Consider the following 23,249-nt stretch of genomic DNA (forward strand, 5'->3'; position numbering starts at 1 on the left):
ATCATGAGCCTTCGACGGGGCGAGCGCGGCTGATCTCCCGCGTGGATGGGGTGCTTCGCGCACTTCGCCCATGTTGTAGGAAATTAACTCTCGCGGGCGTAAGCTCCCGCTCATGGCACGAGTGATCCCCTTCCAGGACCACGCGCTTGCGCGCCTGCGCGAGCGTCTCGGCGCTGCTGAAGAAGCCAACCAGGACCTCATCGCCTTTGCGCGGGGGCATTCCGGCGCAGTGGCTGCGATTCATGAAGCGGTCCTCGCGGCGATGGAAGCCGACAGCGTTGACGACCTTCTTCATGTCGTGACTCAGGAATGGCCGCTCATCCTCGGCATCGACGCCGTCGCGTTGGCGCTCGTCGTCGGCGACAAGGCTTTCCGCGCGGACTGCAACGGCGTTCACAATGTCGAGAAGCAGCTCCTGCTGAGATCCATCGAGCAAGTGAACGGGGTCGCGATGCGGACAGTCGAGCGCGGCCACACCCTATTCGGCCCGGCCTGCGACCTGATCCGTGCCGAGGCGATCATCCGCATCGATTGCGAGCCGCCGCTTCCCGTTGGGCTCATTGCGCTCGGCCAGCGGTCCGAGCAGACGCTTGACGGCCATCACGGCTCTGAATTGCTGATGTTCCTTGGCCGGAGTCTTGCCGCTATCATCCGCCGGTGGCTGGTGGATCCGACGGACTGAACGTTCATCCCGCTAGCGCTCTCGTCGAGCGCTGGGCGGCTCACCTTCTCCATGATCGCAGGCGTTCCGCTCATACCGCGCGGGCCTATGAGGCCACGGCGCATCGGCTGATCCGGTTTCTCGGGACGTATCGGGGCGAGGCCGTTGACGTCGGTTTGCTCACCTCGCTCGGAGCTCCGGACCTGCGTGCCTTTCTCGCCCAGCGGAGGGGGGAGGGGCTCGGCGCATCTTCCGCGGCACGCGAGCTGTCGGCCGTGCGCGCCTTTCTAACCTATGCGGCGGAGAGCCAAGGTGAGCTGGCGCAGCTTCCCCGGACGAGAGCGCCGAGAAAGCAGCGAACGCTACCGCGTGCCGTGGCCGCTTCGGAAGCGATGGCGCTTGCCGAAGACGCTGGCGATGCTCCGGCGGAAGGCTGGGTCGGGGCGCGCGACCTCGCAATCCTGCTGCTGCTCTACGGTGCCGGCCTGCGGGTCGCCGAAGCCATGTCGCTCACGGGTGCCGCAAGGCCCATCGGGGAGACGCTGCGCATTACCGGCAAAAGGTCGAAGACGCGGATTGTGCCGGTCATGCCGGCGGTTCGCGAGGCGATCGAGGATTATGTGCGCCAGTGCCCTTGGCCGATTGGGCGTGACGACCCGTTATTCGTCGGAGTTCGCGGCGGACCGCTTAACCCGGACCTCGTTCGCCGGGCCGTGGCGGCAGCGCGAAGGCGGCTCGGCTTGCCCGACACGCTCACTCCCCACGCGTTACGGCACAGCTTCGCTACGCACCTGCTGGCTCGGGGGGCGGACTTGAGGGCGCTGCAGGAGCTGCTGGGGCACGCGAGCTTGTCGTCGACGCAGATTTACACGGCGGTCGACGCCGCACGGCTATTGGATGTCTATCGGCACGCGCACCCGCGCGCTTGATCAGTCTTCGACGCGGCGGTGCGTCCAGAGGCGCCAGACATAGCCGGCTGCCAGCACGACCAGCACGGCGTTCGACGCCGTTCCAACGACCTCGGCCATGTCGCCATAATGCTCACGCATCTTGAAGCCTGCGGTGGCGAGTAGGGCAGTCCAGCCCAGCGTGCCGAGCGTCGAGGCGATGAAGAAGGTCTTGAAGCGCATCTTCAGCAGTCCTGCGGGCACCGAGACCAGCGAGCGGACGGTCGGGATCAGCCGACCGAGGAAGACGAAGAAGATGCCATTCTCGCGGAACCACGTCTGCGCGCGCTCGACCTCCGCCCAGGTCATCGTCACCCACCGCCCGTGGCGGCGGATAATCGGCTCCAGCCGCGCAACGCCGAGCGCTCGCGCGGCGAGGTACCAGACGATGTTGCCGAGCATCGCGCCCGCCGTGCCGCTGGCGACCACGAGGCTGTACTGAAGCTTGCCCTCGGCCGCCGCCATGCCGGCGATCGGCATGATCACTTCGGACGGGATCGGCGGGAAGACGGTTTCCAGAAACATCAGGAAGCCGACGCCGAGGTAGCCCGATTGCTCGATCAGGCGGATGACCCAGTCATTCATCGTTTAAGCGGTCCGCCTGTCCTCGAGCTTCGCCTCGATGGCGTCCCATATCCGACCGGAAGTATCGGTCCCGTTAAATTTATCGATCGCGACGATGCCCGTCGGCGACGTAATGTTGATTTCCGTCAGCCATCTACCGCCGATCACGTCGATGCCGACGAACAGCAGGCCGCGCCGCTTCAGTTCGGGTCCGAGAGCATCGCAGATTTCCTGCTCGGTCTCTGTCAGCTCGGTCGCTTCTGCCGTTCCGCCCGCGGCGAGGTTGGAGCGAATATCGCCCTTAGCCGGCCTGCGGTTAATCGCGCCGGCTACCTCGCCGTCGATCAGGACGATGCGCTTGTCGCCATCGGATACCTCGGGAAGGAAGCCCTGGAGCACGTGCGGCTCGCGATAGGTGGCGTTGAACAGCTCCATCAGGGGCGCAAGGTTCGCGCCGTCGCGCCCGATCTTGAAAACCGCCTTGCCAGCATTGCCGTGGAGCGGCTTGATCACGACCTCGCCATGCTCCGCCGCGAAATGCTTCGCTGCGCCGATCGAGCGGGTGATCATTGTTGGCGGCATGTACCGCGCGAAGTCGAGCACCCACACTTTCTCGGGCGAATTGCGGACGGCGCCGGGGTCATTCACGACCAACGTCTCGTGCTGGATGCGCTCGAGCAGGTGTGTCGCGGTGATGTAGCCGAGGTCGAACGGCGGGTCCTGGCGCATCAGGACGACGTCCACGTCCTTGCCGAGGTCGAGGATCTTGAACTCGCCCAGCTTGAAGTGATCGCCGGGAACGGGCTGCAGACTGACCTCGTGAGCGCCCGCGTAGAGCCGCCCGTCCTGATAGGTCAGGTCCTCGGCGAGGTAGTGGTACAGCGTGTGCCCGCGGGCCTGCGCTCCGAGCATGATTGCGAAGGTTGAATCGCCGGAGATATTGATCTGCTCCAGCGGGTCCATCTGCACTGCAACGCGTAGCGGCATGGCTGGCGCCTAGGCGAGCATCAGGGCTTTGTCACCCTTGCCAGACGTTCGGCATGTGCTGCGGCAGGCGTCCAGGCACGATGAAGATGGCGTCAATGCGGACGTCGTCACCGGGTCGGAGATAGCGCGCCGAAAGGCGCTCTGCCGCCACAACCACGCGGCGCAGACGCCAGGCATCCAGCGACATGGCTGCGGCTTCCTTCGTGGCTCGCGCCTTCACCTCGACGAAGGCGAGCGTGCGGCCGCGTCGGGCGACGATGTCTACCTCGCCCCCTGGCACGCGCGCACGGCGGGCGAGAATGCGCCAGCCCTTCAGGCGTAAGTACCAGCAGGCGAGCGTCTCAGCCCCGCGGCCGCGCTTTTCCGCTGCTTCGCGGTTCACTTGGAGCGTTCGAGTGCGCGGGCGTAGGCGCGCTTGCGCGGCACACTGAGGCGCGCTGCGACCTCCGCTGCGGCGCGCGAGGGCGACAGGCTTTTCAGCGCTTCATCGAGCGCGGTGTCCAGCTCATCGTCCGTCGCTTCCTCGGCCTCGGCGGGTGGTCCGACGACGATCACGATCTCGCCCTTCGGCGCATTGTTCGAGTAGCGCTCCGCTAGCTCAGACAGAGTGCCCGTCACGCACTCTTCGTGCAGCTTGCTGATCTCGCGCACGACGACGGCATCACGTTCGCCGAGACCGTCTCGAAGGGCCTCCAGGCTATCGGCCAAGCGCGGACCACTCTCGTAGAAGACGAGCGTCGCGCGCAGGCCGCTCAGCTCCTCGACGGCATCGGCTCGCGCCTTGGCTTTGGGCGGCAGGAAGCCGGCGAAGAGGAAGCGATCGGTCGGCAGTCCGGCGAGCGTGAGCGCGGCAATCACGGCCGAGGGGCCGGGCACGGTGTGGACCGCGTGCCCCGCCTCACGCGCCGCTCGCACCAGCTTGTAGCCCGGATCCGAGATCAAAGGCGTTCCCGCGTCGCTGACGAGAGCGATGGCTTCGCCGCCCAGCCGCGCGACGATTGCGTCGCGTTCAGCCTCACTGGTGTGATCGTGATAGGTCGCCATGCGCGTCTTCGCGCCGGCATGGGCGAGGAGCTTTGCGCTGACCCTTTTGTCCTCCGCCAGAACAAGTTCCGCGCGGCGCAGAGTCTCGGCCGCTCGGGGTGTGAAATCGCCGAGATTCCCGATCGGAGTCGCGACTACGTAAAGACCCGGAGGGAGGCGCTCGTCATTCATGTGCGCAGCTCAATCGCACCGAAATCGCACAATCTGCAACAAGGTACTGATCTGGCGTAATAAATCCCCTACTTCCAATGACCTGCAAAAGGAGTCATGTTCCCGTCTCCGGCTCTCGGGGAGAAGGGTCATGATTAAGTTGATGGTCACGTCGGCCATCTTTGCCGCAGCGTTCCAGAGTGCAGCTGCGGACGGTGCCCGTACGGAACTTCGGACATGCATCAAAACCGCAGCGACTGACGCGAAAGCGCAGAAGATCGCGGCGGCTGCCTTTCCGGATTTTGTACGCGGAAAATGCACGGCTCAGGCGACGTCGTTCAAGTCAGCGGTCTGGGCGTTCGATTCCAAGAACAAGGTGTCGAAGAAGCAGTCGGAGTCCGACGCCAATGTGCAGATCGACGACTTCGTCACGTCGGCGGAAGCACGGTACGAGGCCGAGACCGCTCCCTAGGCTGAGCTAGGCGGCGATCGCGGCGAGAAGGCTGTCGAGTACGAGGCGCCCTTGCGGCGTTGCGCGGATGCGTTGATCTTCGACCTCCAGCAATCCCGTATCCTTCAACCGCTGCACTGCGTGCCAATTCACAATCGGTGTCCGGAATCGCTGCTCGAGTGAGCCCGCGTCGATGCCTTCGGCAAGCCGGAGACCCATGACCAGCGCCTCATCGGCGGCTTCGCGTGAGTCCAGCGCCTCCTCCTCGACGATCCCGTGGCCGTTGCGGTGGAGGCCGGAGAGGAAGTTTTCCGGCTTGCGGTGACGCACGGTGCGCATGCCGAGCCTGCGGCCGTGGGCGCCGGGCCCGACGCCCGCATAATCGCCGTAGCGCCAGTAGGTGAGGTTGTGGCGGCTCTCCTGGCCTGCACGGGCGTGGTTGCTGATCTCATAGGCGGGAATGCCGGCACTCTCCGTCATTTCCGCCGTCATTTCGAACAGGTTCGCCGCCGTATCGGCGTCGAGAGGCTCGAACTCGCTCTTCGCGACCATGGAGGCAAAGCGCGTGCCGGGTTCGATCGTCAGCTGGTAGAGCGAGAGGTGCGAAGTACCGAGTGAGAGGGCCACGGCTAGGGTGGCCGACCATCCTTCCTCGCTGTCGCCGGGTAGCGCGTAGATCAGGTCGAAGCTGACTCGCGGAAAATGCTTCTGCGCGGTCTCCAAAGCGCGGAAACCTTCGTCGGCAGAATGCGCTCGGCCAAGGAAGGCGAGGCGGTCATCCTCGAAGCTCTGCAGGCCGAGTGACAGGCGGTTCACGCCTGCGGCGGCGAGGTCGGCAAAGCGCGCGGCCTCGACCGAATTCGGATTGGCTTCGAGGGTGATCTCGACGTCGTCAGACGTGCTCCAATGTTCACGCGCAGCCTCGATGATGGCCCCAGCCGTCGCGGGCTCCATCAGCGAGGGCGTCCCACCGCCGAAGAAGATGGACGTCAGCTGCCGACCGGGCAGCAGTCGAGCTTCATGCGCCAGGTCGGCTAGGAGCGCGTCACGCCACTCGTCCTGGTCGATGCTGGATCGAACGTGGCTGTTGAAGTCGCAATACGGGCACTTGCTCACGCAGAACGGCCAGTGGACGTAGAGCGCGAGATCGGCGGATCTTTGGCTTAAGGTCGCTAAAGTCACGGAGAGCGGCGCCTTTGCCGTGACTTTATCGCTCGCAGTTGGATCATTCTCGATGGTGGGGGTGAGCATCACCCACCTATTTAGTGTGCAAGCGCCGTGTAGGACAGCTTAGTCCTGGAGCGCGGCCACCAGCTTGCGGAAGGCATCGGCGCGATGGCTGATGCGGTGCTTTTCCGCCGGGTCCATCTCTCCGAAGGTGGTCTCACGACCCGCCGGCACGAAGATGGGGTCGTAGCCGAAGCCCTTGTCGCCCCGTGGAGGCCAGGTGAGGGTGCCGTCAACGCGACCCTCGAAATTCTCGGCTTGCCCGTCGTTCGGCCAGGCGATGGCGAGCGCGCAGACGAAATGGGCCGCCGGTGCCGCGTCCGGCTCGGTTGCCTCGACCTCGCGCCACAGCTTTTCCATCGCGCGGTTCCAGTCGCGATTGCCTTCCGAGTCCTCGGCCCAGCGAGCTGAGAAGATGCCCGGAGCGCCGTGAAGCGCGTCGACGCACAGGCCGCTGTCGTCGGCGAGCGCGGGTAGGCCCGAAAGGTCTGCCGCCTCGCGTGCCTTCAGGTCCGCATTATCGGTGAACGTGTTCCCGATTTCCTCCGGCTCCGGCAGGCCAAGTTCCTCAGCCCCGACGCAGGAGATGCCCAGCGGCTGGATCAGCTCCGCGATCTCGCGGAGCTTGCCCGGGTTGTGCGTGGCGATGACCAGGCGGTCGCCGATCGGCCTCACTGACCGACAGCCTTGCGCTGCGCCTCGAAAATCTCCGAACAGCCGATGCGGGCGAGCCGCAGGAGCCGCAGCAGGCCTTCTTCGTCGTAGGTCTCACCCTCGGCCGTCACCTGCGCCTCCACGATCGCTCCGTCGGCAGTCAGGACGAAATTGCCGTCCGAACCTGCCGAGCTGTCCTCCTCGTAATCGAGATCGAGCACCGCAGTTCCCTGGTGAATGCCGCAGCTGACGGCAGCAACCTGCGTTCGGATGGGGTCGACCGCGATCGCCTTCGCCTCGAGCAGCTTGTTCACCGCGATGCGCAGGGCGACCCACGCGCCGGAAATGGACGCGGTGCGGGTGCCGCCGTCGGCCTGGATCACGTCGCAGTCGACGATGATCTGGCGCTCCCCAAGCTTCTGGAGGTCGACCACCGCGCGGAGGGAGCGACCGATGAGGCGCTGGATTTCCTGGGTGCGTCCGGACTGCTTCCCCTTGGCCGCTTCACGGTTTCCGCGCGTATGCGTCGCACGGGGGAGCATGCCGTATTCGGCGGTGACCCAGCCCTGGCCCTTGCCGCGAAGGAAGGGCGGGACTTTCTCGTCCACCGAAGCCGTCACCAGCACGCGGGTGTCGCCGAAGGAGACAAGGCAGGAGCCCTCCGCATGACGAGTGAAGCCCGGTTCGAAGGTCAATTGCCGCATTTGATCGGGGGTGCGGCCGCTGGGGCGCATGTGATTCCTCTCGTCTAAGATTTGCGGCGGCAATATGGTTGCGGGCCGATTCATTCAACCGGGGTGGAACGGCATCCCGCCAAAGAAGAACATTGAGGTCGGAGCGCGCGCTTCATACATCGGCGATGATGACCGAGCCGATCGCCCAGCTCAGCAATCGCATGCGCGAGATCTTCGGACTCGTCGTGGAATCGTATCTGGAGCGCGGGATTCCGGTCGGATCGAAGGCGCTTACCGGCACAATCAACCTATCACCCGCCTCCATCCGCGGCGTCATGCAGGAGCTGGAGGAGAGGGGACTCCTCACCCATCCGCACACGTCCGCAGGGCGTATCCCGACCGAGACAGGTCTGCGCCTGTTCGTGGACGGCATCATGCAGGTCGCCGCGCCAGACCCTCGCGAGCGGCGAGAGATCGAGCGGCAGATCGTTCGCGACCAGCCGATCGAGGATGCTCTAGCGGCCGCGTCGGCGGCGCTTTCGGGTCTGTCTCAGGCGGCCGGCGTGGTGCTCGCCCCGAAGCAGGAAATGCGGCTTCGGCAGCTCAGCTTCGTGCCGCTCAGCCCGACGCGGGCGTTGGCGGTGCTTGTCGGAAGCGACGGCGGGGTCGAAAATCGGATTTTGTCGTTGGAGGCCGGCACGACGCCTGCGGCGCTCAATGAGGTCGCCAACTTCATCAATGCACGCCTGTCGGGCTTGACGCTGGCGGAGGCACAGGCGCGGCTGCTCACGGAAATCCGCGATCATCGCGAGGCGCTGGATCGGGCAGCGGCGCAGCTCGTCGCGTCCGGGCTTGCGGCGTGGACGGAAGACAATGCGCATCGCCCGGTGCTGATCGTCCGCGGACAGGCCAATTTGATCGATGAGAGCGCGGCAGCGGACCTGGAACGCGTTCGCAGCCTATTGGAAGAGCTCGAGAACCGGCAGGAAATCGCTCGGCTGCTCGACGAAGCGCGGGATGCTCCGGGGTGCCGAATCTTCATCGGATCGGAGAACCGGATGTTCGCGCTTTCAGGATCTTCCGTAATCGCCGCGCCTTACCGTGGGAGCCAGGGCGAGGTCGTCGGCGTTGTCGGCGTCATCGGGCCCACGCGGTTGAACTACGCCCGGGTAATCCCAATGGTAGACTTCACGGCGAAGGCCCTTACGAGACTGATGGCATGATCGAGAACGAAGACAGACTTGAACAAGAAGCGGAAGACATCCGCCGCGAAACCGCCGAGGGTTCGCCCGAGGTTGCCGAGCACGACCGCGTAGCGGCGCTCGAAAAGCAGCTGGAGGAGGCGAACAGCAAGGCGCTGTACGCAGCCGCCGAGATCCAGAACGTTCGCCGGCGGCTGGAGACCGAAAAGCAGCAGGCCGGCCTCTACGCGACGACCCAGTTCGCCCGCGACATGCTAGCGATCAAGGACCATCTGGAACGTGCGCTCGGCGCCGTTTCGGACGAGCTCCGGGCCGACAAGGTGGCGAGCAACTTCCTGGCCGGCATCGAGTCCACGGCGCGCGAGCTGGAGCAGGTATTCACCCGCCACGGCATCAGCCGCATCGACGCGATGGGCGAGCAGCTCGACCCGCACAAGCACCAGGCGATGATGGAAGTCCCCTCGGACGATGCCGAGCCGGGAACGATCGTCCAGGAAATGCAGCCGGGTTACATGCTGAAGGACCGCCTGCTGCGGCCCGCACTCGTCGGAGTGGCGCGCAAGCCCTGATCTAGGCGGGCTGCGCGGCTTTCGCGATGTGGCGGCGCTCTTCAACGGCGCCTGCCAGCACATCGAGCAACTCGACGGTATCGTCCCATCCAAGGCAGGCGTCGGTGACGCTTTGCCCGTAGGTGAGGTCTGTGCCATCGCCGAGCTCCTGCCGGCCTTCGACGAGATGACTTTCGATCATCATGCCGAAGATGCGTCGCTCGCGGTCTGCGAGCTGGCGGGCGACGTCGTTCACGACCGTCCGCTGACGGCGGAAATCCTTGCTGCTGTTGCCGTGGCTCGCGTCGACCATGATCCGGCATTCGACCCCCGCGTCTGAAGCGATGGCGCAGGCGGCATCGATGCTCTCGCGGTCGTAATTGGGCCTGCTGCCTCCGCGCAGGATGACATGGCAGTCCTCGTTTCCGGCCGTCGCGACGATGGCCGAATGCCCGCCCTTGGTGACCGACAGGAAGTGGTGCGGCCGGCTCGCCGCCTTGATCGCGTCGCAGGCGATGCGCGTGTTGCCGTCCGTGCCGTTCTTGAAACCCACGGCGCAGGAGAGGCCCGACGCCAGCTCGCGGTGCACCTGCGATTCCGTGGTGCGCGCGCCGATCGCGCCCCACGACACGAGGTCCGCGACATATTGCGGAGTGATCATGTCGAGGAATTCGGTCCCCGCGGGCAGGCCCATCTCATTGATGTCCAGCAGCAGCTCGCGTGCGATCTTCAGGCCCTTGTTGATCTCGAAGCTGCCGTCGAGCGCCGGGTCGTTGATCAAGCCCTTCCAACCCACCGTCGTGCGCGGTTTTTCGAAATAGACCCGCATCACGATGACGAGGGAGCCGGCGAGGCGCTTCTGCTGCTCGGCGAGGCGCGCCGCATATTCGCGCGCGGCCGCGGGGTCGTGGATGGAGCAGGGGCCGACCACGACCAGCAGGCGATCGTCGTCGCGCGAGAGTATGTCGTGGATTGCGTGGCGCGCGCCGAACACCGTCTCGCTCGCGCGATCGCTCGCAGGAAACTCGCGCAGCACATGCGACGGCGGCGCAAGCTCCTTGATTTCGAGGATGCGTAAGTCGTCGGTCGAGTGGCGCACTTGGGATCCAATGTCAGTCGAAAGGCCGTCTCGACTAGCGACAAGTGGTTGTAACGGCAATGCAAGTCAGCGAGGTATCGAGACCAGCTTGTATCCCGTCAGTGGACTTCGCGGTGCTGGGTTTCGCCCTTGGTCGCGAGGCTGAAGCGGGGTTCTTCCTTTACGGCACCGAACAGGCGTGCGGCGGCGTAGCGCCCCACTTCGGGGCCATGCTTGAAGCCATGCCCCGATCCGCCGCCGACCAGCAGCACGTTCGCGAGGGTAGGGTGGAGGTCGATGAGGAAGTCGCCGTTCGAGCTGTTCTCGTACTGGCAGACCTCGGCGCCCGTCAGTTGAGCGCCGCGCAGCGCCGGAAAGCGCCGGTCGCGAAAGGCGACGATCTCTTCGAGGGCCGCCTGCGTCGGCCGTCGGTCTTGCGTGTCAGGATCGATCAGCTCGCCATGCTTGTCGTGCGCGAACTTGACGCCTCGGTTCTCGAGATCGGGGAAGCCGTAGAAAATGTCGCCTTCGTTGAAGTCCGCCCACCCCGGCATGGCTTCAGGCAGGAAGCGCCGGTCGCCCGGCGGCGTTGCGAAATAGAAGACTTCCTGCCGCGTTGCGAAAATCTTCTTGCCGAGGATGTCGGGGAAGATTTTCGGCAGCCATGGGCCCAGCGCGAAGACGAAACGGTCGGCGGCAAGGCTCTCGCCCGACTGCAGCTTCACCGCATCGAGCTTGCCGTTCGATGCACCGAGCGGCAGCGCCTGACCGCGCCGGTATTCGCCGCTTGCGCGGACGAACCGGTCGACCAGGGTCTGGACCGACCGGCGAGCCATCAGCGCGCCGAACTTCGGCTCGAAAAGGCCGATCTCGATCCCCTCAAAATCGATCATCGGGAAGCGGCGCTGCATCGCCGCGCGATCCATTTGCTCGATGGGGAGGCCGAGCTGCTTGTGAACCTCGATGCTGCCGCGGAAGTAATCGTCCTCCACGGCGCTGAAGAAAACCACGCCGCACGGGATCAGGATCGGCAGGCCCGACACCGCGCTCAGTGCTTGCCATTGAGGCAGGCTGTCGGAAGCGAAGCGCGTGTAGATCGCGTCCTTGCCGTAGCCCGCGCGGGTCAGGCGGGACTCACCGCCGGACGAGGCGCGGCTGTGGGAAGCGCCCCAGCCGTCCACCAGCGTTACGCGATGGCCGGCATTCTGGAGATGATGCGCGGTCCAGGCGCCGAAAACGCCCGCGCCGACGACGACGATGCGTTGACCCTTCGCCTGGCCTGCCACTGCGCTGCTCCCTGCCAGAACGGCTGCGCCGCCCGCCCCCTTGAGGAGCGAGCGGCGCGTTACGTTACCCTGCGGCTTGCCCGGAGGCGAACCGCTTTCCTCAGTCACCGTCAGCCACGCTCCGGAGCCGGCGGCGGCGGAGGCGGCGGTGCAGGCGGAGCCGGGCAGGTCGCATCCACGGCGATCACCGAACCGTCCGCGCAGGTCTGCGTTGCAGGAGGCGGCGGAGGCGGCGGCGGAGCGGGTGGCGCCGGCGGAAGCGGTTCCGCCCCCCGGAACTTGTAACGAGCAGTGAGGCCAATGGTGCGCGGCTGACCGATCAGGTAGCCGAACCGAGCCCGCAGGCCGCGCTCACGATCGATCGAGAGCTTCGGGTTCGCGTCGAACAGGTTCTTGGCATAGAGCGTGAAGTCTAGCCCACTCGCCCAGTTCAGGTTGAACGACAGATTGGCCAGCGTGTAGGCCGGGAGCTGCAACGAGCCGATGTCGTTGATGCCCGTTCCCGGCGTGTTGGTAATCGGGTCGAAGAACAGAGCGTCTCCGACAAAGCCGGCGCCTGACACCTGATCGCCAGGTTCGCCCCAACGATTTCCGATGTGCTGGACGCTCGCAGTGAGCGACCAGTCGATCTGGTCGTTGAAGGGCGCGCCATAGGTCGCGGACGCCGCGATCTGGAACTTCGGCACCGTCGGCAGGCGGTTGCCCTTTTCGATACCGCCGATGACCGCTCCGGCACCCGATTCGACCGTGGAGTCGAACTCCGCGTTCTGGAAGTTGGCATTGATCGAGAAATCGAGGCCCGGCAGCGGGTGCGCGGCGAACTCCGCCTCGATACCGGTCGAATGCGCCTTCGGCACGTTGAACACGACGCGCGACGAGCAGCTACCCGCCGTGAGCGTCACCTGCAGATCGCGAATCTCATTGTGGAAGATTGCCGAATTGAAGGTGAAGCCAGCCTTCGAATATTTCACTCCGGCTTCGTAGTTCCACAGCGTCTCGTCGTCGTACGCGCCGAGGCCGCCGAAGATGGTCAGATCCGCCGGCGTGCAAAGCGGCACGTTGAGCGGGTCGTTGATGCCGCCAAGACGGAAGCCCTTCGCCGCCTGAACGTTGACGCTCAGGTTGCTGGTCGGCTCCCAGGTCGCGATGACACGCGGCGAAACACCAGACGATTCTGTATTGTCGCCGATGAAGGTGCTCACGTCCGAGAAGACGCCGCCGGAAACGAAGTCACGCGTCTCTTCGAAGCTGTAGACACGAGCTCCGCCGGTCAGCTTGAATTGCCCGAAATCGTAGCTGACCTCGCCGAATAGAGCCTTCTGCTTGATGACGTACGGAAGGTCGGCGTTGTACGGGGAATCCGCCGGGAAGCCGTTTGCGAGGTCCGCCGAGGTTAGCGGGACGCGTAACGCGGGATCCGCATTCTTCACAGCGCAAAGGCCCTGCTGAGACGGCAGCGGTCCTGCGTTCAAGCAACCCGGCGTGAAGAAGAATTCGTCGGCAACCGCGTCATAGCCGGGCGTAGGCAGCCGCTGTTCATACTTGCGGTCGACATGGCTGTAGAAGCCGCCGAACACCCACTGGAACGGTCCAGCACCCGTGGAAGACAAGCGCACTTCCTGAGTGAACTGCTTGAGCTTCGTGGTGTCGCGAAGGTTCGACGGCAATGCGATGCCCTCGGGCGGAAGTCCGAGGCTGATGCTGACCGAGTCCGTCAGCGCCGACGCGTCGCGGCTCACCAGGATGTCGCGGTGGACGTAGCTGGTCACGGAGGTCAGCTCCGCAGGACCGAAGTCCCAGCTCGCGACGAGGTCCGCAAGCAGCGTCTTGTCACGGAACTTCTCCCGGAAGTTGAGATACTGCTTGCGCTTGCCGATCAGGTCGCCACCCGTCGTCGTGAACTGGTTGTCGAAGAGGATGTAATGGTCCTCACGGTTGAAACCGCCGGCTTCGACTTTCTGGTAAGCGATACGCGGCGTGATCTTGATCTCGGCCGTCGGCTGGAAGAGCAGCGAGGCGCGACCGCCGATGCGGTCGCCGTCGTTCACATGCTTTTTGCTGTACGGACCTTCGGAATCGATGAAGCCGCCGAAGTTCGTTCCGTATCCAACCAGACGCAACGCAGCGATGTCACCCATGGGCACGTTCACCGCACCCTTGAGCCCATAGCCCATGTCGCCGCCCTTCAGGATGTTGGCATCGGCCTCTACGGAGCCTTCGAGGCGATCAAGGTTCGGCTGATTGGTTATGTAACGGATCGTGCCGCCGACGCTGCCAGCGCCGAACAGCGTGCCCTGAGGACCGCGTAGGGTCTCCACGCGGTTCAGGTCGAACAGGTCGAAGTCGGGTGTGAACAGCGAGAGCGAAGTGATCGTCTCGTCGAGGTAGATACCGACCTGTTCCTTCACGCCCGGTTGGTCGCGAGCGATCTGTCCGGCCGAAACGCCGCGAACGGAGACCTGACTTTGCCCGGGTCCCAGGTTTTGGACGGTCAGGCCAGCGACGTTGCGGCTGATGTCCTCGATCGTCTGGGCGTTGGCGCGCTCGATGTCTTCCGCCGTCTGCGCGTTGATCGAGAAGGGAACGTCCTGAACCCTCGTCGCGCGCTTCGTGGCGGTCACGATGATGTCGTCGCCGCTAGTCTGCGCCAGCGTCTGGTCGGCCGCCTGAGCGGTTGCCGCCTGATCGGTCTGAGCGAGAGCCGGAGTTGCGAGTGCAACGGCGGCCGTGCCGATGAGAAGAATTGCCGAGCTGCGCATGTAAAGCCCCCTTTGAATTGCGCTAATGCCCGGAGATTTAAGCGGAACGGGCTTCGATGGAAGCTGCAGGCGTAACGAGTGGCTGCTTTGCCGCTGCTGTGTTGCTGATCTGCTACAGACCGGTTTTGGCCGAAAACGGAAGAATTTCGGCCGGCGGGCACACCGGCCGAGCCCGCCCGCGATCCGCCAGAAAGCGGTCACGCACGATTTCCGCCTGTTGCTCAAGGCCGTACCGGTCGAACGGCCGCCCGGGCACGAGATCGTAGCGGTAGCGGCAGAAGGGATGGCGCATCAGCGGCAGGTAGAAACGTCCGCGATGCTGCGTCTGCCAGACGTGCGTAAGCTCGTGGATGAACAGTCCCTGCCGGTGCAGTGGCTCGCGGGCGAAATCTTCGGACCAAAGATCGGAGTGCGGGTGGAAATGGATGTTGCCGGTCGGCGCCATCGCCACATTGCGCGGCTGGAAGGGCCACCATTTGCGGCGGACCATGCGTACGCGCGAATAGTCGATCGCGTCCGCGAAGACGGATTTTGCGAGCTCGATCTCGCCGCTGGTGAGCGGCCTGGAAGCCGGATTGGAACTCGAGCGTTCAACCATCGTGAGCTTCAGCCTATCTGCGCACGCGAACCGTAGCGGAAGGTCGGCCTTCCGCGCCACTTGCCGGACAACGACTGCGGGGCTAGGGCTGCGCAAAATTTCATAATGGAGGAAGCTTCTCATGAGCGAGACTGCCGATCGGGTGAAGAAGATCGTCGTCGAACATCTCGGTGTCGAACAGGACAAGGTGACCGAGGACGCGAGCTTCATCGACGATCTGGGGGCCGACAGCCTCGATATCGTTGAGCTGGTGATGGCGTTCGAAGAAGAGTTCGGCGTCGAGATCCCTGACGATGCTGCCGAGAAGATCACGACCGTGAAGGACGCGATCGACTATATCGAGCAGAACAAGGGCTAACGGTTCCGAATTCTGCCGCCGGCAGGATGATACACTGGCGGTACGAACGGCTTCCCGCAGCCTGTCGGGAGGCCGTTTGTTTTTGAAGACGTACGTGGAGTGAAAAGATGCGCCGTGTCGTGGTGACTGGTCTCGGGCTCGTGACGCCTCTTGGCGCAGACGTCGAGACGACCTGGAAGAACATCCTCGCAAGCAAGAGCGGCGCGGGGCCGATCACCAGGTTCGACGCCAGCGATCAGAAGTGCCGCATCGCCTGCGAGGTGAAGCCGGCCGACCACGAATATGGCTTCGATCCGTCGAAGCGCGTCGATCACAAGATCCAGCGCCAGGTCGATCCCTTCATCGTCTACGGCCTCGATGCGGCCGGCCAGGCGATCGAAGACGCTGGTCTGACCGATCTCGACGATGCGACCCGGCTCCGCGCGGGTTGCTCGATCGGTTCGGGGATCGGCGGCCTTCCGGGCATCGAGAGCGAAAGCCTCGTGCTTGCCGAAAAGGGTCCGGGACGCGTCAGCCCGCACTTCGTTCACGGTCGCCTGATCAACCTCATCTCGGGCCAGGTCTCGATCAAGTACGGCCTGATGGGTCCGAACCATGCGGTGGTCACGGCCTGCTCGACGGGCGCGCATTCGATCGGCGACGCAGCGCGCATGATCAAGGACGACGACGCCGACATCATGCTTGCGGGCGGCGCCGAGGCGACCATCTGCCCCATCGGCATTGCCGGTTTCGCGCAGGCCCGCGCGCTCTCGACGGCGTTCAACGACCAGCCTGAGAAGGCGAGCCGCCCCTACGACAAGGACCGCGACGGCTTCGTTATGGGCGAGGGCTCAGGCGTCGTCGTGCTCGAGGAATATGAGCATGCCAAACGCCGCGGCGCGAAGATTTATGCCGAAGTCGTCGGCTACGGCCTGTCTGGCGATGCCTATCACGTGACGGCACCACATCCCGAAGGCTCGGGCGCCTATCGCTCGATGGAAATGGCGTTGCGCAAGTCGGGCCTCCAGCCGACGGACATCGATTACATCAACGCGCACGGCACCTCGACGCCGCTTGGCGACGAGCTCGAGCTGGGCGCGGTGCGCAAGCTGTTCGGCAACGCCATCGGCTCGCTGTCGATGAGCTCGACGAAGTCGGCGATCGGCCACCTTCTCGGCGGCGCAGGCGCGGTCGAAAGCATCTTCTGCATCTTGGCCCTGCGCGACCAGATCGTCCCGCCGACGCTCAACCTCGACAATCCGAGCGAGGGCACGGCCGGCGTCGACCTCGTGCCGCACAAGGCGAAGGAGCGGACCGTCCGCGCCGTTCTGAACAACAGCTTCGGCTTCGGCGGGACCAACGCCTCGCTGGTCATGAAGGCCGTGTGAGGCGCTTGATCCTCGGCGGCGTGGTTCTCCTCGCCGCTGCTTTACTGGTCCTCTGGCTGCTGTGGTGGAGTCCCGGTCCGAAGCCGGGTCCGCATACGATCGTCGTGAAAGAGGGTTCGACCCTCGGGACGGTCGCGGCGCAGCTCGAAAAGGAAGGCGCGATCCCGGGGAATGCGACCAGCTTCAAGGCACTGGCGCGTCTCTTCGCGTCGTCCGACCCGATTCAGGCCGGGGAATTTGAAATCCCGAAGGGGATGGGCGGCTCGGCCATCCTCGACCTGCTGCAGCATGGACGTCCGGTCCAGCGGCTGATCACCGTCACAGAAGGCATGCCGTCGATCATCGTCGAGGAGAAGCTGGCGGCGAACGGCTATCTCACCGGCCCTACGCCGGCCATCGGCGAGGGTTCGGTGCTCCCCGACAGCTACGGCTACGAACGCGGCGAGACCCGCGCCTCGGTCGTGAAGCGTATGCAGGCCGCGATGACCAGGACCCTCGATCAGTTGCTGAAGAAGGGCGGCAGCGGCTGCCCCGTCAGCTCGCGCGAGCAGGTCGTCACCCTCGCGTCGATCGTGGAGAAGGAAACGGGCAAGGCCTCGGAGCGGCGGATGGTTGCGGGCGTTTACTGCAACCGCCTGCGCATCGGCATGAAGCTCGATGCCGACCCGACCGTCATCTACCCGATCACCAAGGGCAAGCCGCTGGGCCGCCGCATCAAGAAGTCCGAGCTGAACGCGATCACCGGATACAACACCTACCGCGAGGCCGGTCTGCCGATCGGGCCCATCGCGAATCCGGGCAAGGAAAGCATCGCGGCGGTGCTCAACCCGGCGCAGACCAAGGCCCTCTACTTCGTGGCCGCCGGTACGGGCGGGCACGTATTCGCGGACACCTTGCAGCAGCACCAGGCGAACGTGCAGCGTTGGTACGCCATCCGCCGCCAACGCGGCGAGATGTAGGCTAGGCGGGGGCTACTGCTTCCGAGCGCACGTAGCCGACGCGACGCTCGGCGCCGGCATAGCCCCAAGCCCAGCCGAGCGCGTCGTCGAGCAGGCTGAAGATCGTCCCGGGCTCCAGCTCGGCCGTGGCATCCGCGTCTTCGCTTGGGCCTTCGCGGAGCTGTGAAGGTTGCTGCACCGATCGCTGGAGCGGCTCCGCATAGTGCGACGCGATCACCCGCCCGGCGAGGCACACGTCCGCAAGGTCTGCGCGATAGGCATTGAATTGGGGATCCGGCGGGAACGAGCGCCCGGTGAGGGCGAAAGCCTCAACGGCCGTGGGCGAAGGCGGGCTGCTGTCCGATGACGGGCCGGTGCGACGCTGAGACTCGGTCGCTTTCGCGGAGGTTACGCTTGAACCCTTCAAGAAAATCAGCCCCGTTGCTGGTCCGGACGACGAACACGTTCCGACGGTCGTCCTGGTCGCGTTCGCGCCGGAGATAACCGAGCGCGCCCAGTGTATTCAAGGCGCGAGTTACCACGGGCTTCGATACGCCCAAGACCTTCGCAAGTCCGCGCACGGTGTGCGGTCCTGGCGTGAGATAGACCATCATCAAGAGCGCCATCTGGCGATTGGTGAGGTCAGGCTCGCCAGAACGGACATAGGCAATAAGAGCCCGCATCCAACCTGCCAGCGATTCGTCGCCCATTGCGGCACCATCTCCCGTCCGTCGCGTGACCGGGAAGTAAACCGGCAAGAACGAGAAATGTTGCAGTTCGGAGCCGAAACAATCGGCGAAATATGCTTCTAATTCCGATGGAACCCCTTTTCAGGTCCGGTCGTACCTCTTCGCAAGCGCAGCAAAAACGGCTCTCAAACCAAGAGCTTCGCCGCCCTTCGGACGTCCCGGTTTAGCACTGTCGCGCCATGCGTACGTGTCGAAGTGCGCCCATGCGGTGTCCGCGGGCACGAAGCGCTTGAGGAACATGGCTGCGACCACCGCTCCGGCCATAGGTGAGTTCGAAGCGTTGACGAGGTCGGCGATGTCGCTCTTGAGCATTTCGTCGTAGGCTTCCCAGATCGGCATCCGCCAGGCGGGGTCGACGATCGTCTTGCCTTCGGAAAGGATGTCCTCGGCGAGGCAGTCATCGTTTGAGAAAAGGGCGGGGAGATCGGGGCCGAGCGCGACCCGGGCCGCGCCGGTCAGGGTCGCGAAGTCGACGATCAGTTCCGGCTTGCTCTCACCCGCCTTGGCGAGCGCGTCCGCTAGGATGAGGCGACCTTCCGCGTCGGTATTGTCGATTTCGACGTTCAGGCCCTGGCGCGACCGGACGATATCGCCCGGGCGCACGGCGCTTCCCGAAACCGCATTTTCCACGGCCGTGATGAGCAAATGCAGGCGTACCGGCAGCCTCTCTCCGATGATCAGGCCCGCGAGCGCCATTGCGTGCGCAGCGCCGCCCATGTCCTTCTTCATCAGCCGCATGCCGCTCGCCGGCTTAAGATCGAGACCGCCGCTGTCGAAGCAGACGCCCTTGCCGATGACAGCGATGCGCGGGTTCTTCGCGTCACCCCATTCGAGCTCGATGAGGCGAGGAGCGCGCTCGCGGGTCGCAGCGCCGCCGACGGCCGTGATCAGCGGATAGCCGGTCTCCAGCTCGTCGCCCGCGGTGATGCGGATTTCCGCGCCGGTACGTTCGGCAAGCTCTCGCGCAGCCTTTTCGAGTTCAGCAGGCCCAAGATCGAGCGCCGGCGTGTTGACGAGGTCGCGTACAAGGGCGGTGGCCTCGGCCAGTCGGACGGTGGGTTCGATCCGCGCCGGTTCGCCCGTGACGAGCACGCGCGGCCCCGTTTCGGCCTCATCCTTCTTCGACCGATAGGGATCGAAGCGGTGCTGCGCGAGCAGCCAGCCGAGCGCGGCTTGCCCGGGCTCACCTTCCGCGAGGCGATAGCTGCCTTCGGGCAGGCGCTCGGCAAGCTTCGCCAGGCACCAGGGCGAAAGCGACTTGGCATCCGCGACCGCGCTGACCACTTCGAACTCGTCCGAGCCATGCGGAAGGATTACGAAGGCGAACCCGGTCTTCCCGTCGAAGCGATGCGCCTTGAGCAGTGCTCGGTCGCCGGCTGGCCGCCCCTTCACCCATGTCTCGAAACTCGTCTTGTCGACGAGGTGGATGGCGTGCGCCTTCTTCCCGCGATCGGGCACAAGTAGCGAAGCGAAGTCGGTCATTCGCCGGGCGTCACCAGGAATTGTTCGATGCGCCCATTGGACCCCGGCTCGTAGAAGGTCGAGAGCTCCAGCATCCGGGTGGGAAATTTGATCGTGTAGCCCTGGATGACGAAGCCGCCGCGCAGGATGGGCTTGCCGGCAGGCTCGAACGCAATCGGATTGCCGAGCGGCGCAAGGCTCGACTGATAGTCGGCAATCGCCTGCTGGGTGAAATAATAGTTCGCGTTCTCCGTCAGTTGTGAGCGGTCGAGTCTTCCGGCCCTCAGGGCATCGAAAACCGACCGCGCGCGAGCGGCCTGCGCCTGCGTGGTCGCGTCGGACTGCACCGGGGGCAGCACGATCTTGGCAATGTCGCGAGCGATGCGCGAATGAGCGTCGCCGGACCAGCTGTTGGTCAGTACGACGATGGCCGCACGCTCCGCCGGATAGACGTTGTTCGTGGACAGGAATCCGACAGCCTCGCCGCCGTGCGTGATCGCCTTGCGCTCTCCATCGCGGACGAACACGCCGAGACCGTAGCCGCTGTCCTTGCCGTCGTTGAGCTTGATCGTCGTTTCCTGCGTCGTCCAATCCTCCGCGGGAACGAGCGTGCGGTCGAGCCGGGCGATGTCCCACTTCGCCAGATCCTCGGCGGTCATCGACAGCTCGCCCGCCGCCCACAACCAGCCGTCGGCGGGCGGAGTGACCTGCCGCACCGGGCCGAGCGCGTAGCGGCCATAGCCGTGCGGGAATGCTGGGCCGTTCGTCTCGTCGAGGTCGCGAACGCTTTTCATTCCGAGGGGATCGAAGATCTTGCGTTTGAGATAGGTCATCAGCGGCTCGCCGGCGGCCTTCTCAGCGATCATACCGGCAACGACGTAGCCGGTGTTCGAATATTGCCACTGGTCACCGGGCCGGAAGTCGAGTGGCTTGTGGGCCCAGCCATCGACGATGCCTTTCGGCTTCGTCGGCTTGGCCATGGCAGCGAAGCTGTAATCCTGCGGCCAGAAGTCCTGCAGGCCCGACGTGTGGCTCAGCAGCTGGCGGATGGTGATCTTGTCGCCGTCGGTGATCCCCGGGATCCACTTAGACACCGGATCGTCGAGCTTCAGCTTGCCCTCGTCCTCGAGCAGCAGGATCGCCATCGCCGTGAACTGCTTGGAATTGGACGCGATTTGGTAGGGCAGATCGGGCCGCGCGCTCAGCATCTCCGACGCCTTCCCATAGGCCTTTGTCAGCACGATCTTCCCGTCACGGACGACTGCGATCGACGCGGACGGTACGGACGTTTCCGCGAGCGCCTTGGCGACCGCCTTGTCGATCTGGGCAACGTCGGACTGGCTGAGGGGTTGGGCGAACGCGGGAGCGGCGACGAGCGCGAATAGCGCGGTTACGTGGCGAAGCATGCCTCTACCGTAACGCCGCTCCCGCTGCTGTCGAGAGAGCCGCCTATCGCGGGATCTCGTCCCAATCGCTGAGCGTCGGTCCCAATGCGTCGCGCAGTTCTCCCAACCAGGGATCGAAGTTGCGCCATTGGTCGACTCCTTGCCGGTTCAGCGGCGTTCGAACCTGCTCTGCGCTCGCCGTGGTTACCGCGCGCTTCGTCCGGTGAAATTCCAGGCATGCCGGCTCGAACGGCACACCCACATAATCCAGCAGTCTTCGGATCTGCCCTTCTGGATCTTCGATCAGTTCTTCGTTGAGAACATGATGGATCGCGCCCGGCTGAAGCGCGTCGAAATGCCGCATCAGTCGAACATATTCGGCGTAGTATCGACCGATGCTCGACAGATTGTACGAGAACGGAAACGCGTTTCCCGCATAGCATTGTTTGAAGTTCGAGAAGCCGGATGCCATCGGGTGCCGGCGCGCATCGACGATCTTCGCATTCGGCAGGACCAGACGGATGAGGCCGACATACATCCAGTTCGCCGGCCGCTTGTCGACGAAGAACGGACAGCGTTCCTTGCGGAACGGGGCGATGCGCTGGAGATACTCCGCCGCGATCGCATCAAGACCAGCCGGCGTCAGGTCGCCGATTGTCTTCCACACCGTCTTTCCCGACTTGGCTGCAGCGGACTCAAGGTCAGTCCACACGTGCAACATGGCGTCCGGTTCTGCGAGCCCCTCGATGCTCGAATGGCTGGCAAGAATTTGCTCGACCAAGGTGGAGCCCGAGCGCTGAAGGCCAACCACGAAAATGGGATGGTTTCCATCGTCGCCGGTGCGTGACGCTCTGCTCAGGAGGGCCGCGTCGAACGTTGCGATTGCGCTGTCCACATAGTCAGTCAAGCGCGCCGTGGTCATTTGTTCGGGGGAGAACTCGGTCGCCTTGATCCGATTTCCTTCCGCGTAATGCCGAAAGGACTCCTCGAACTCGCCCTGATCCTCCAGGGCCTTGCCCAGCGCGTAGTTCAGCTGCGCCGTATGAAGGGGATGTGCAGTGCCGGCGAGGGCCTTGCGCATCGCAGTCACATCATCAGCGCCGAAGCGGAACGTCTTCACGTTTGCGAGCGCCCACCAGCCTTCGCCGTACGACGCGTCGATCTTTACGGAGCGTTGGAAAGCTCGAACGGCCTCCGCAGTCCGTCCGAGATATTTGAGCGCATTTCCGAGCCGCTCCCACAGACGCGGGTCGTTCGGATGTTGCCGCAAAAGCTTCCTGTAAATCTCGACCTGCTCGGCATGGCGCCCGAGCATTCCGAGCGCACCGGCCTCGCTGGTCTGGGTCTCAAATGAGGTTCGAAGAGGAGGGCGAAGCTGTTTGAACTGCTTGAGCGCCCGTTCGAAGTTGCCGCTGTGCAGGAGTAATGCGGCCAACGTGGCACGCGCCTTCTGGTCGTCCGGGCAACGATCGAGAGCTCGCTCGAGAAGGTCGATTGCTTCGGCGGCGCGTCCTTGCTGAGCCAGCAAATCCGCGAGTTCCCGTGCTGCTGCAATGTCTGCCGGATCCTGTGCAAGCTGCGCTCTGAGTTCGAGTTCACGGTTGGGACCGGTCCCGAATGCACCGGAGAGGCTGAACAGCGGATCTGGCATGGTCCTGGCTCGCGTTCGATCGATAGCAGGCTCGACCAAGGGCAGGCGAAGTCAAGCGCCGAAATGAAATGCCGCCAGCGTTCGCCGGCGGCAGTTCATGACTGACTTCGGGGGTAGAGTCAGGTCAGTTGCGGAATGGGCTTTGCGTGCAGGAAACGCCTGCGTCGCATCGCGTAACCGATCGCGCCGAAGCCGATCAGCATCATCGCCCAAGTCGACGGTTCCGGTACGGCTCCGTCGCCGATTCCCGGCGGCTGTGTCGTGATGCCGGTGATGACGACCCTTACCGCGTCGCCCATCGTGTCGATGCAGCATTCCGGACCTGTGAAAAAATCATAGGTGCCGTTTCCAAGGGGGACCGGAACCGTGAACATCCAGTCGTTGTAAGTATTGCAGCCCGCATTCACCGGATCACATTGCGATCCCGTAAGGCCAAGACTGCCAACCGGAGTGTTGTTCAATACGCCCGACCACTGGGCGGTTATCGACTGCATCGTGTTCACATCGGTG

Annotated in this window: 24 protein-coding genes and 1 pseudogene; 8 read left to right on the forward strand and 17 right to left on the reverse strand. The window is 64.4% G+C overall.

Translation table 11 applies throughout. The annotated features are described in order from the left end of the window. Positions 1-112 precede the first annotated feature (112 nt). Together LZ016_RS02630 and LZ016_RS02635 are read left to right on the forward strand one after the other, a co-directional pair. Positions 113-682, forward strand: coding sequence for a DUF484 family protein (locus LZ016_RS02630; protein WP_241445665.1), 570 nt, complete (start codon positions 113-115; stop codon positions 680-682). Then, a complete protein-coding gene (locus tag LZ016_RS02635; protein WP_241445666.1) occupies positions 658-1,590 on the forward strand; it encodes a tyrosine recombinase XerC in 933 nt (310 codons plus the stop codon). Before LZ016_RS02630 ends, LZ016_RS02635 begins: the two co-directional genes overlap by 25 nt. On the opposite strand, the gene LZ016_RS02640 is transcribed toward LZ016_RS02635, so the two are convergent. From LZ016_RS02640 to rsmI, 4 genes are read right to left on the reverse strand one after another with little or no spacing between them, the layout of a single operon-like run. Next, complete coding sequence (locus tag LZ016_RS02640; protein WP_241445667.1) at positions 1,591-2,193, reverse strand: DedA family protein; 603 nt, start codon at positions 2,191-2,193, stop codon at positions 1,591-1,593. A gap of 3 nt (positions 2,194-2,196) precedes the next feature. Next, positions 2,197-3,159 carry a glutathione synthase gene (gshB, locus tag LZ016_RS02645; RefSeq protein WP_241445668.1) on the reverse strand — a complete coding sequence of 321 codons (963 nt, stop codon included), beginning with the start codon at positions 3,157-3,159 and terminating at the stop codon, positions 2,197-2,199. Positions 3,160-3,190: 31 nt separating this feature from the next. After that, positions 3,191-3,541: a YraN family protein gene (locus LZ016_RS02650; protein ID WP_241445669.1), complete on the reverse strand. Its 351-nt coding sequence runs from the start codon at positions 3,539-3,541 to the stop codon at positions 3,191-3,193. Next, positions 3,538-4,374: a 16S rRNA (cytidine(1402)-2'-O)-methyltransferase gene (gene rsmI, locus LZ016_RS02655; RefSeq protein WP_241445671.1), complete on the reverse strand. Its 837-nt coding sequence runs from the start codon at positions 4,372-4,374 to the stop codon at positions 3,538-3,540. The genes LZ016_RS02650 and rsmI overlap by 4 nt, the downstream gene beginning before the upstream one ends. A 130-nt stretch (positions 4,375-4,504) precedes the next feature. Here rsmI and LZ016_RS02660 point away from each other — a divergent pair, with 130 nt between their 5' ends. Continuing rightward, complete coding sequence (locus tag LZ016_RS02660) at positions 4,505-4,825, forward strand: hypothetical protein (protein ID WP_241445673.1); 321 nt, start codon at positions 4,505-4,507, stop codon at positions 4,823-4,825. Between the two features lie 6 nt (positions 4,826-4,831). Here the strand turns inward: LZ016_RS02660 and hemW are convergent, their stop codons facing one another. Genes hemW through rph form a run of 3 tightly spaced genes read right to left on the reverse strand, consistent with a single transcriptional unit; the run spans position 4,832 to position 7,419 of the window. Then, a complete protein-coding gene (hemW, locus tag LZ016_RS02665) occupies positions 4,832-6,055 on the reverse strand; it encodes a radical SAM family heme chaperone HemW (protein ID WP_241445675.1) in 1,224 nt (407 codons plus the stop codon). Positions 6,056-6,094: 39 nt separating this feature from the next. After that, the gene (gene rdgB, locus LZ016_RS02670; RefSeq protein ID WP_241445677.1) at positions 6,095-6,706 is read right to left on the reverse strand and encodes an RdgB/HAM1 family non-canonical purine NTP pyrophosphatase; all 612 of its coding nucleotides are present in this window, start codon (positions 6,704-6,706) and stop codon (positions 6,095-6,097) included. Then, complete coding sequence (rph, locus tag LZ016_RS02675) at positions 6,703-7,419, reverse strand: ribonuclease PH (RefSeq protein WP_241445679.1); 717 nt, start codon at positions 7,417-7,419, stop codon at positions 6,703-6,705. Before rph ends, rdgB begins: the two co-directional genes overlap by 4 nt. 125 nt (positions 7,420-7,544) lie before the next feature. On the opposite strand from rph, the gene hrcA reads away from it, so the two are divergent. Next, complete coding sequence (gene hrcA / locus LZ016_RS02680) at positions 7,545-8,582, forward strand: heat-inducible transcriptional repressor HrcA (protein ID WP_241447430.1); 1,038 nt, start codon at positions 7,545-7,547, stop codon at positions 8,580-8,582. After that, positions 8,579-9,130, forward strand: a complete 552-nt coding sequence (gene grpE / locus LZ016_RS02685) for a nucleotide exchange factor GrpE (protein ID WP_241445681.1) — start codon at positions 8,579-8,581, stop codon at positions 9,128-9,130. Before hrcA ends, grpE begins: the two co-directional genes overlap by 4 nt. 1 nt (position 9,131) lies before the next feature. Here the strand turns inward: grpE and aroG are convergent, their stop codons facing one another. The 4 genes from aroG to LZ016_RS02705 form a co-directional block, all read right to left on the reverse strand. Further along, the gene (aroG, locus tag LZ016_RS02690) at positions 9,132-10,208 is read right to left on the reverse strand and encodes a 3-deoxy-7-phosphoheptulonate synthase AroG (RefSeq protein ID WP_241445683.1); all 1,077 of its coding nucleotides are present in this window, start codon (positions 10,206-10,208) and stop codon (positions 9,132-9,134) included. Positions 10,209-10,306: 98 nt separating this feature from the next. Further along, positions 10,307-11,581 carry an FAD-dependent oxidoreductase gene (locus tag LZ016_RS02695; RefSeq protein WP_241445684.1) on the reverse strand — a complete coding sequence of 425 codons (1,275 nt, stop codon included), beginning with the start codon at positions 11,579-11,581 and terminating at the stop codon, positions 10,307-10,309. A gap of 2 nt (positions 11,582-11,583) precedes the next feature. Further along, positions 11,584-14,232: a TonB-dependent receptor gene (locus LZ016_RS02700; protein ID WP_241445685.1), complete on the reverse strand. Its 2,649-nt coding sequence runs from the start codon at positions 14,230-14,232 to the stop codon at positions 11,584-11,586. 112 nt (positions 14,233-14,344) lie between these two features. After that, positions 14,345-14,830, reverse strand: coding sequence for a vgr related protein (locus LZ016_RS02705; RefSeq protein WP_241445686.1), 486 nt, complete (start codon positions 14,828-14,830; stop codon positions 14,345-14,347). A 121-nt stretch (positions 14,831-14,951) separates the two neighbouring features. On the opposite strand from LZ016_RS02705, the gene LZ016_RS02710 reads away from it, so the two are divergent. The 3 genes from LZ016_RS02710 (at position 14,952) to mltG (ending at position 17,514) form a co-directional block, all read left to right on the forward strand. After that, positions 14,952-15,188 (forward strand): acyl carrier protein, encoded by a 237-nt coding sequence (locus tag LZ016_RS02710; RefSeq protein WP_241445687.1) that lies wholly within the window; start codon positions 14,952-14,954, stop codon positions 15,186-15,188. A 107-nt stretch (positions 15,189-15,295) separates the two neighbouring features. After that, positions 15,296-16,555, forward strand: a complete 1,260-nt coding sequence (gene fabF / locus LZ016_RS02715; protein WP_241445688.1) for a beta-ketoacyl-ACP synthase II — start codon at positions 15,296-15,298, stop codon at positions 16,553-16,555. Next, the gene (mltG, locus tag LZ016_RS02720) at positions 16,552-17,514 is read left to right on the forward strand and encodes an endolytic transglycosylase MltG (RefSeq protein ID WP_241445689.1); all 963 of its coding nucleotides are present in this window, start codon (positions 16,552-16,554) and stop codon (positions 17,512-17,514) included. The genes fabF and mltG overlap by 4 nt, the downstream gene beginning before the upstream one ends. 1 nt (position 17,515) lies before the next feature. Here the strand turns inward: mltG and LZ016_RS02725 are convergent, their stop codons facing one another. From LZ016_RS02725 to LZ016_RS15800, 6 genes and pseudogenes are all read right to left on the reverse strand, one after another. Further along, on the reverse strand, positions 17,516-17,749 hold the full coding sequence (locus tag LZ016_RS02725) for an SH3 domain-containing protein (RefSeq protein ID WP_241445690.1): 234 nt from the start codon (positions 17,747-17,749) through the stop codon (positions 17,516-17,518). A gap of 73 nt (positions 17,750-17,822) precedes the next feature. Continuing rightward, positions 17,823-18,176, reverse strand: coding sequence for a MarR family winged helix-turn-helix transcriptional regulator (locus LZ016_RS02730; protein ID WP_241447431.1), 354 nt, complete (start codon positions 18,174-18,176; stop codon positions 17,823-17,825). Positions 18,177-18,323: 147 nt separating this feature from the next. Then, on the reverse strand, positions 18,324-19,724 hold the full coding sequence (locus LZ016_RS02735; protein ID WP_241445693.1) for a leucyl aminopeptidase family protein: 1,401 nt from the start codon (positions 19,722-19,724) through the stop codon (positions 18,324-18,326). Next, entirely contained in the window at positions 19,721-21,109 is a 1,389-nt protein-coding gene (locus tag LZ016_RS02740; protein ID WP_241445695.1) for a serine hydrolase domain-containing protein, read from the reverse strand. Before LZ016_RS02740 ends, LZ016_RS02735 begins: the two co-directional genes overlap by 4 nt. 43 nt (positions 21,110-21,152) lie before the next feature. Then, on the reverse strand, positions 21,153-22,739 hold the full coding sequence (locus tag LZ016_RS02745) for a tetratricopeptide repeat-containing sulfotransferase family protein (protein ID WP_241445697.1): 1,587 nt from the start codon (positions 22,737-22,739) through the stop codon (positions 21,153-21,155). A 119-nt stretch (positions 22,740-22,858) separates the two neighbouring features. Then, positions 22,859-22,975 (reverse strand): annotated as a pseudogene (locus LZ016_RS15800) (PEPxxWA-CTERM sorting domain-containing protein); the annotation flags it as partial. Positions 22,976-23,249 lie beyond the last annotated feature (274 nt).

This window comes from Sphingomonas telluris (assembly GCF_022568775.1).
GTDB classification, from domain to species: domain Bacteria; phylum Pseudomonadota; class Alphaproteobacteria; order Sphingomonadales; family Sphingomonadaceae; genus Sphingomicrobium; species Sphingomicrobium telluris.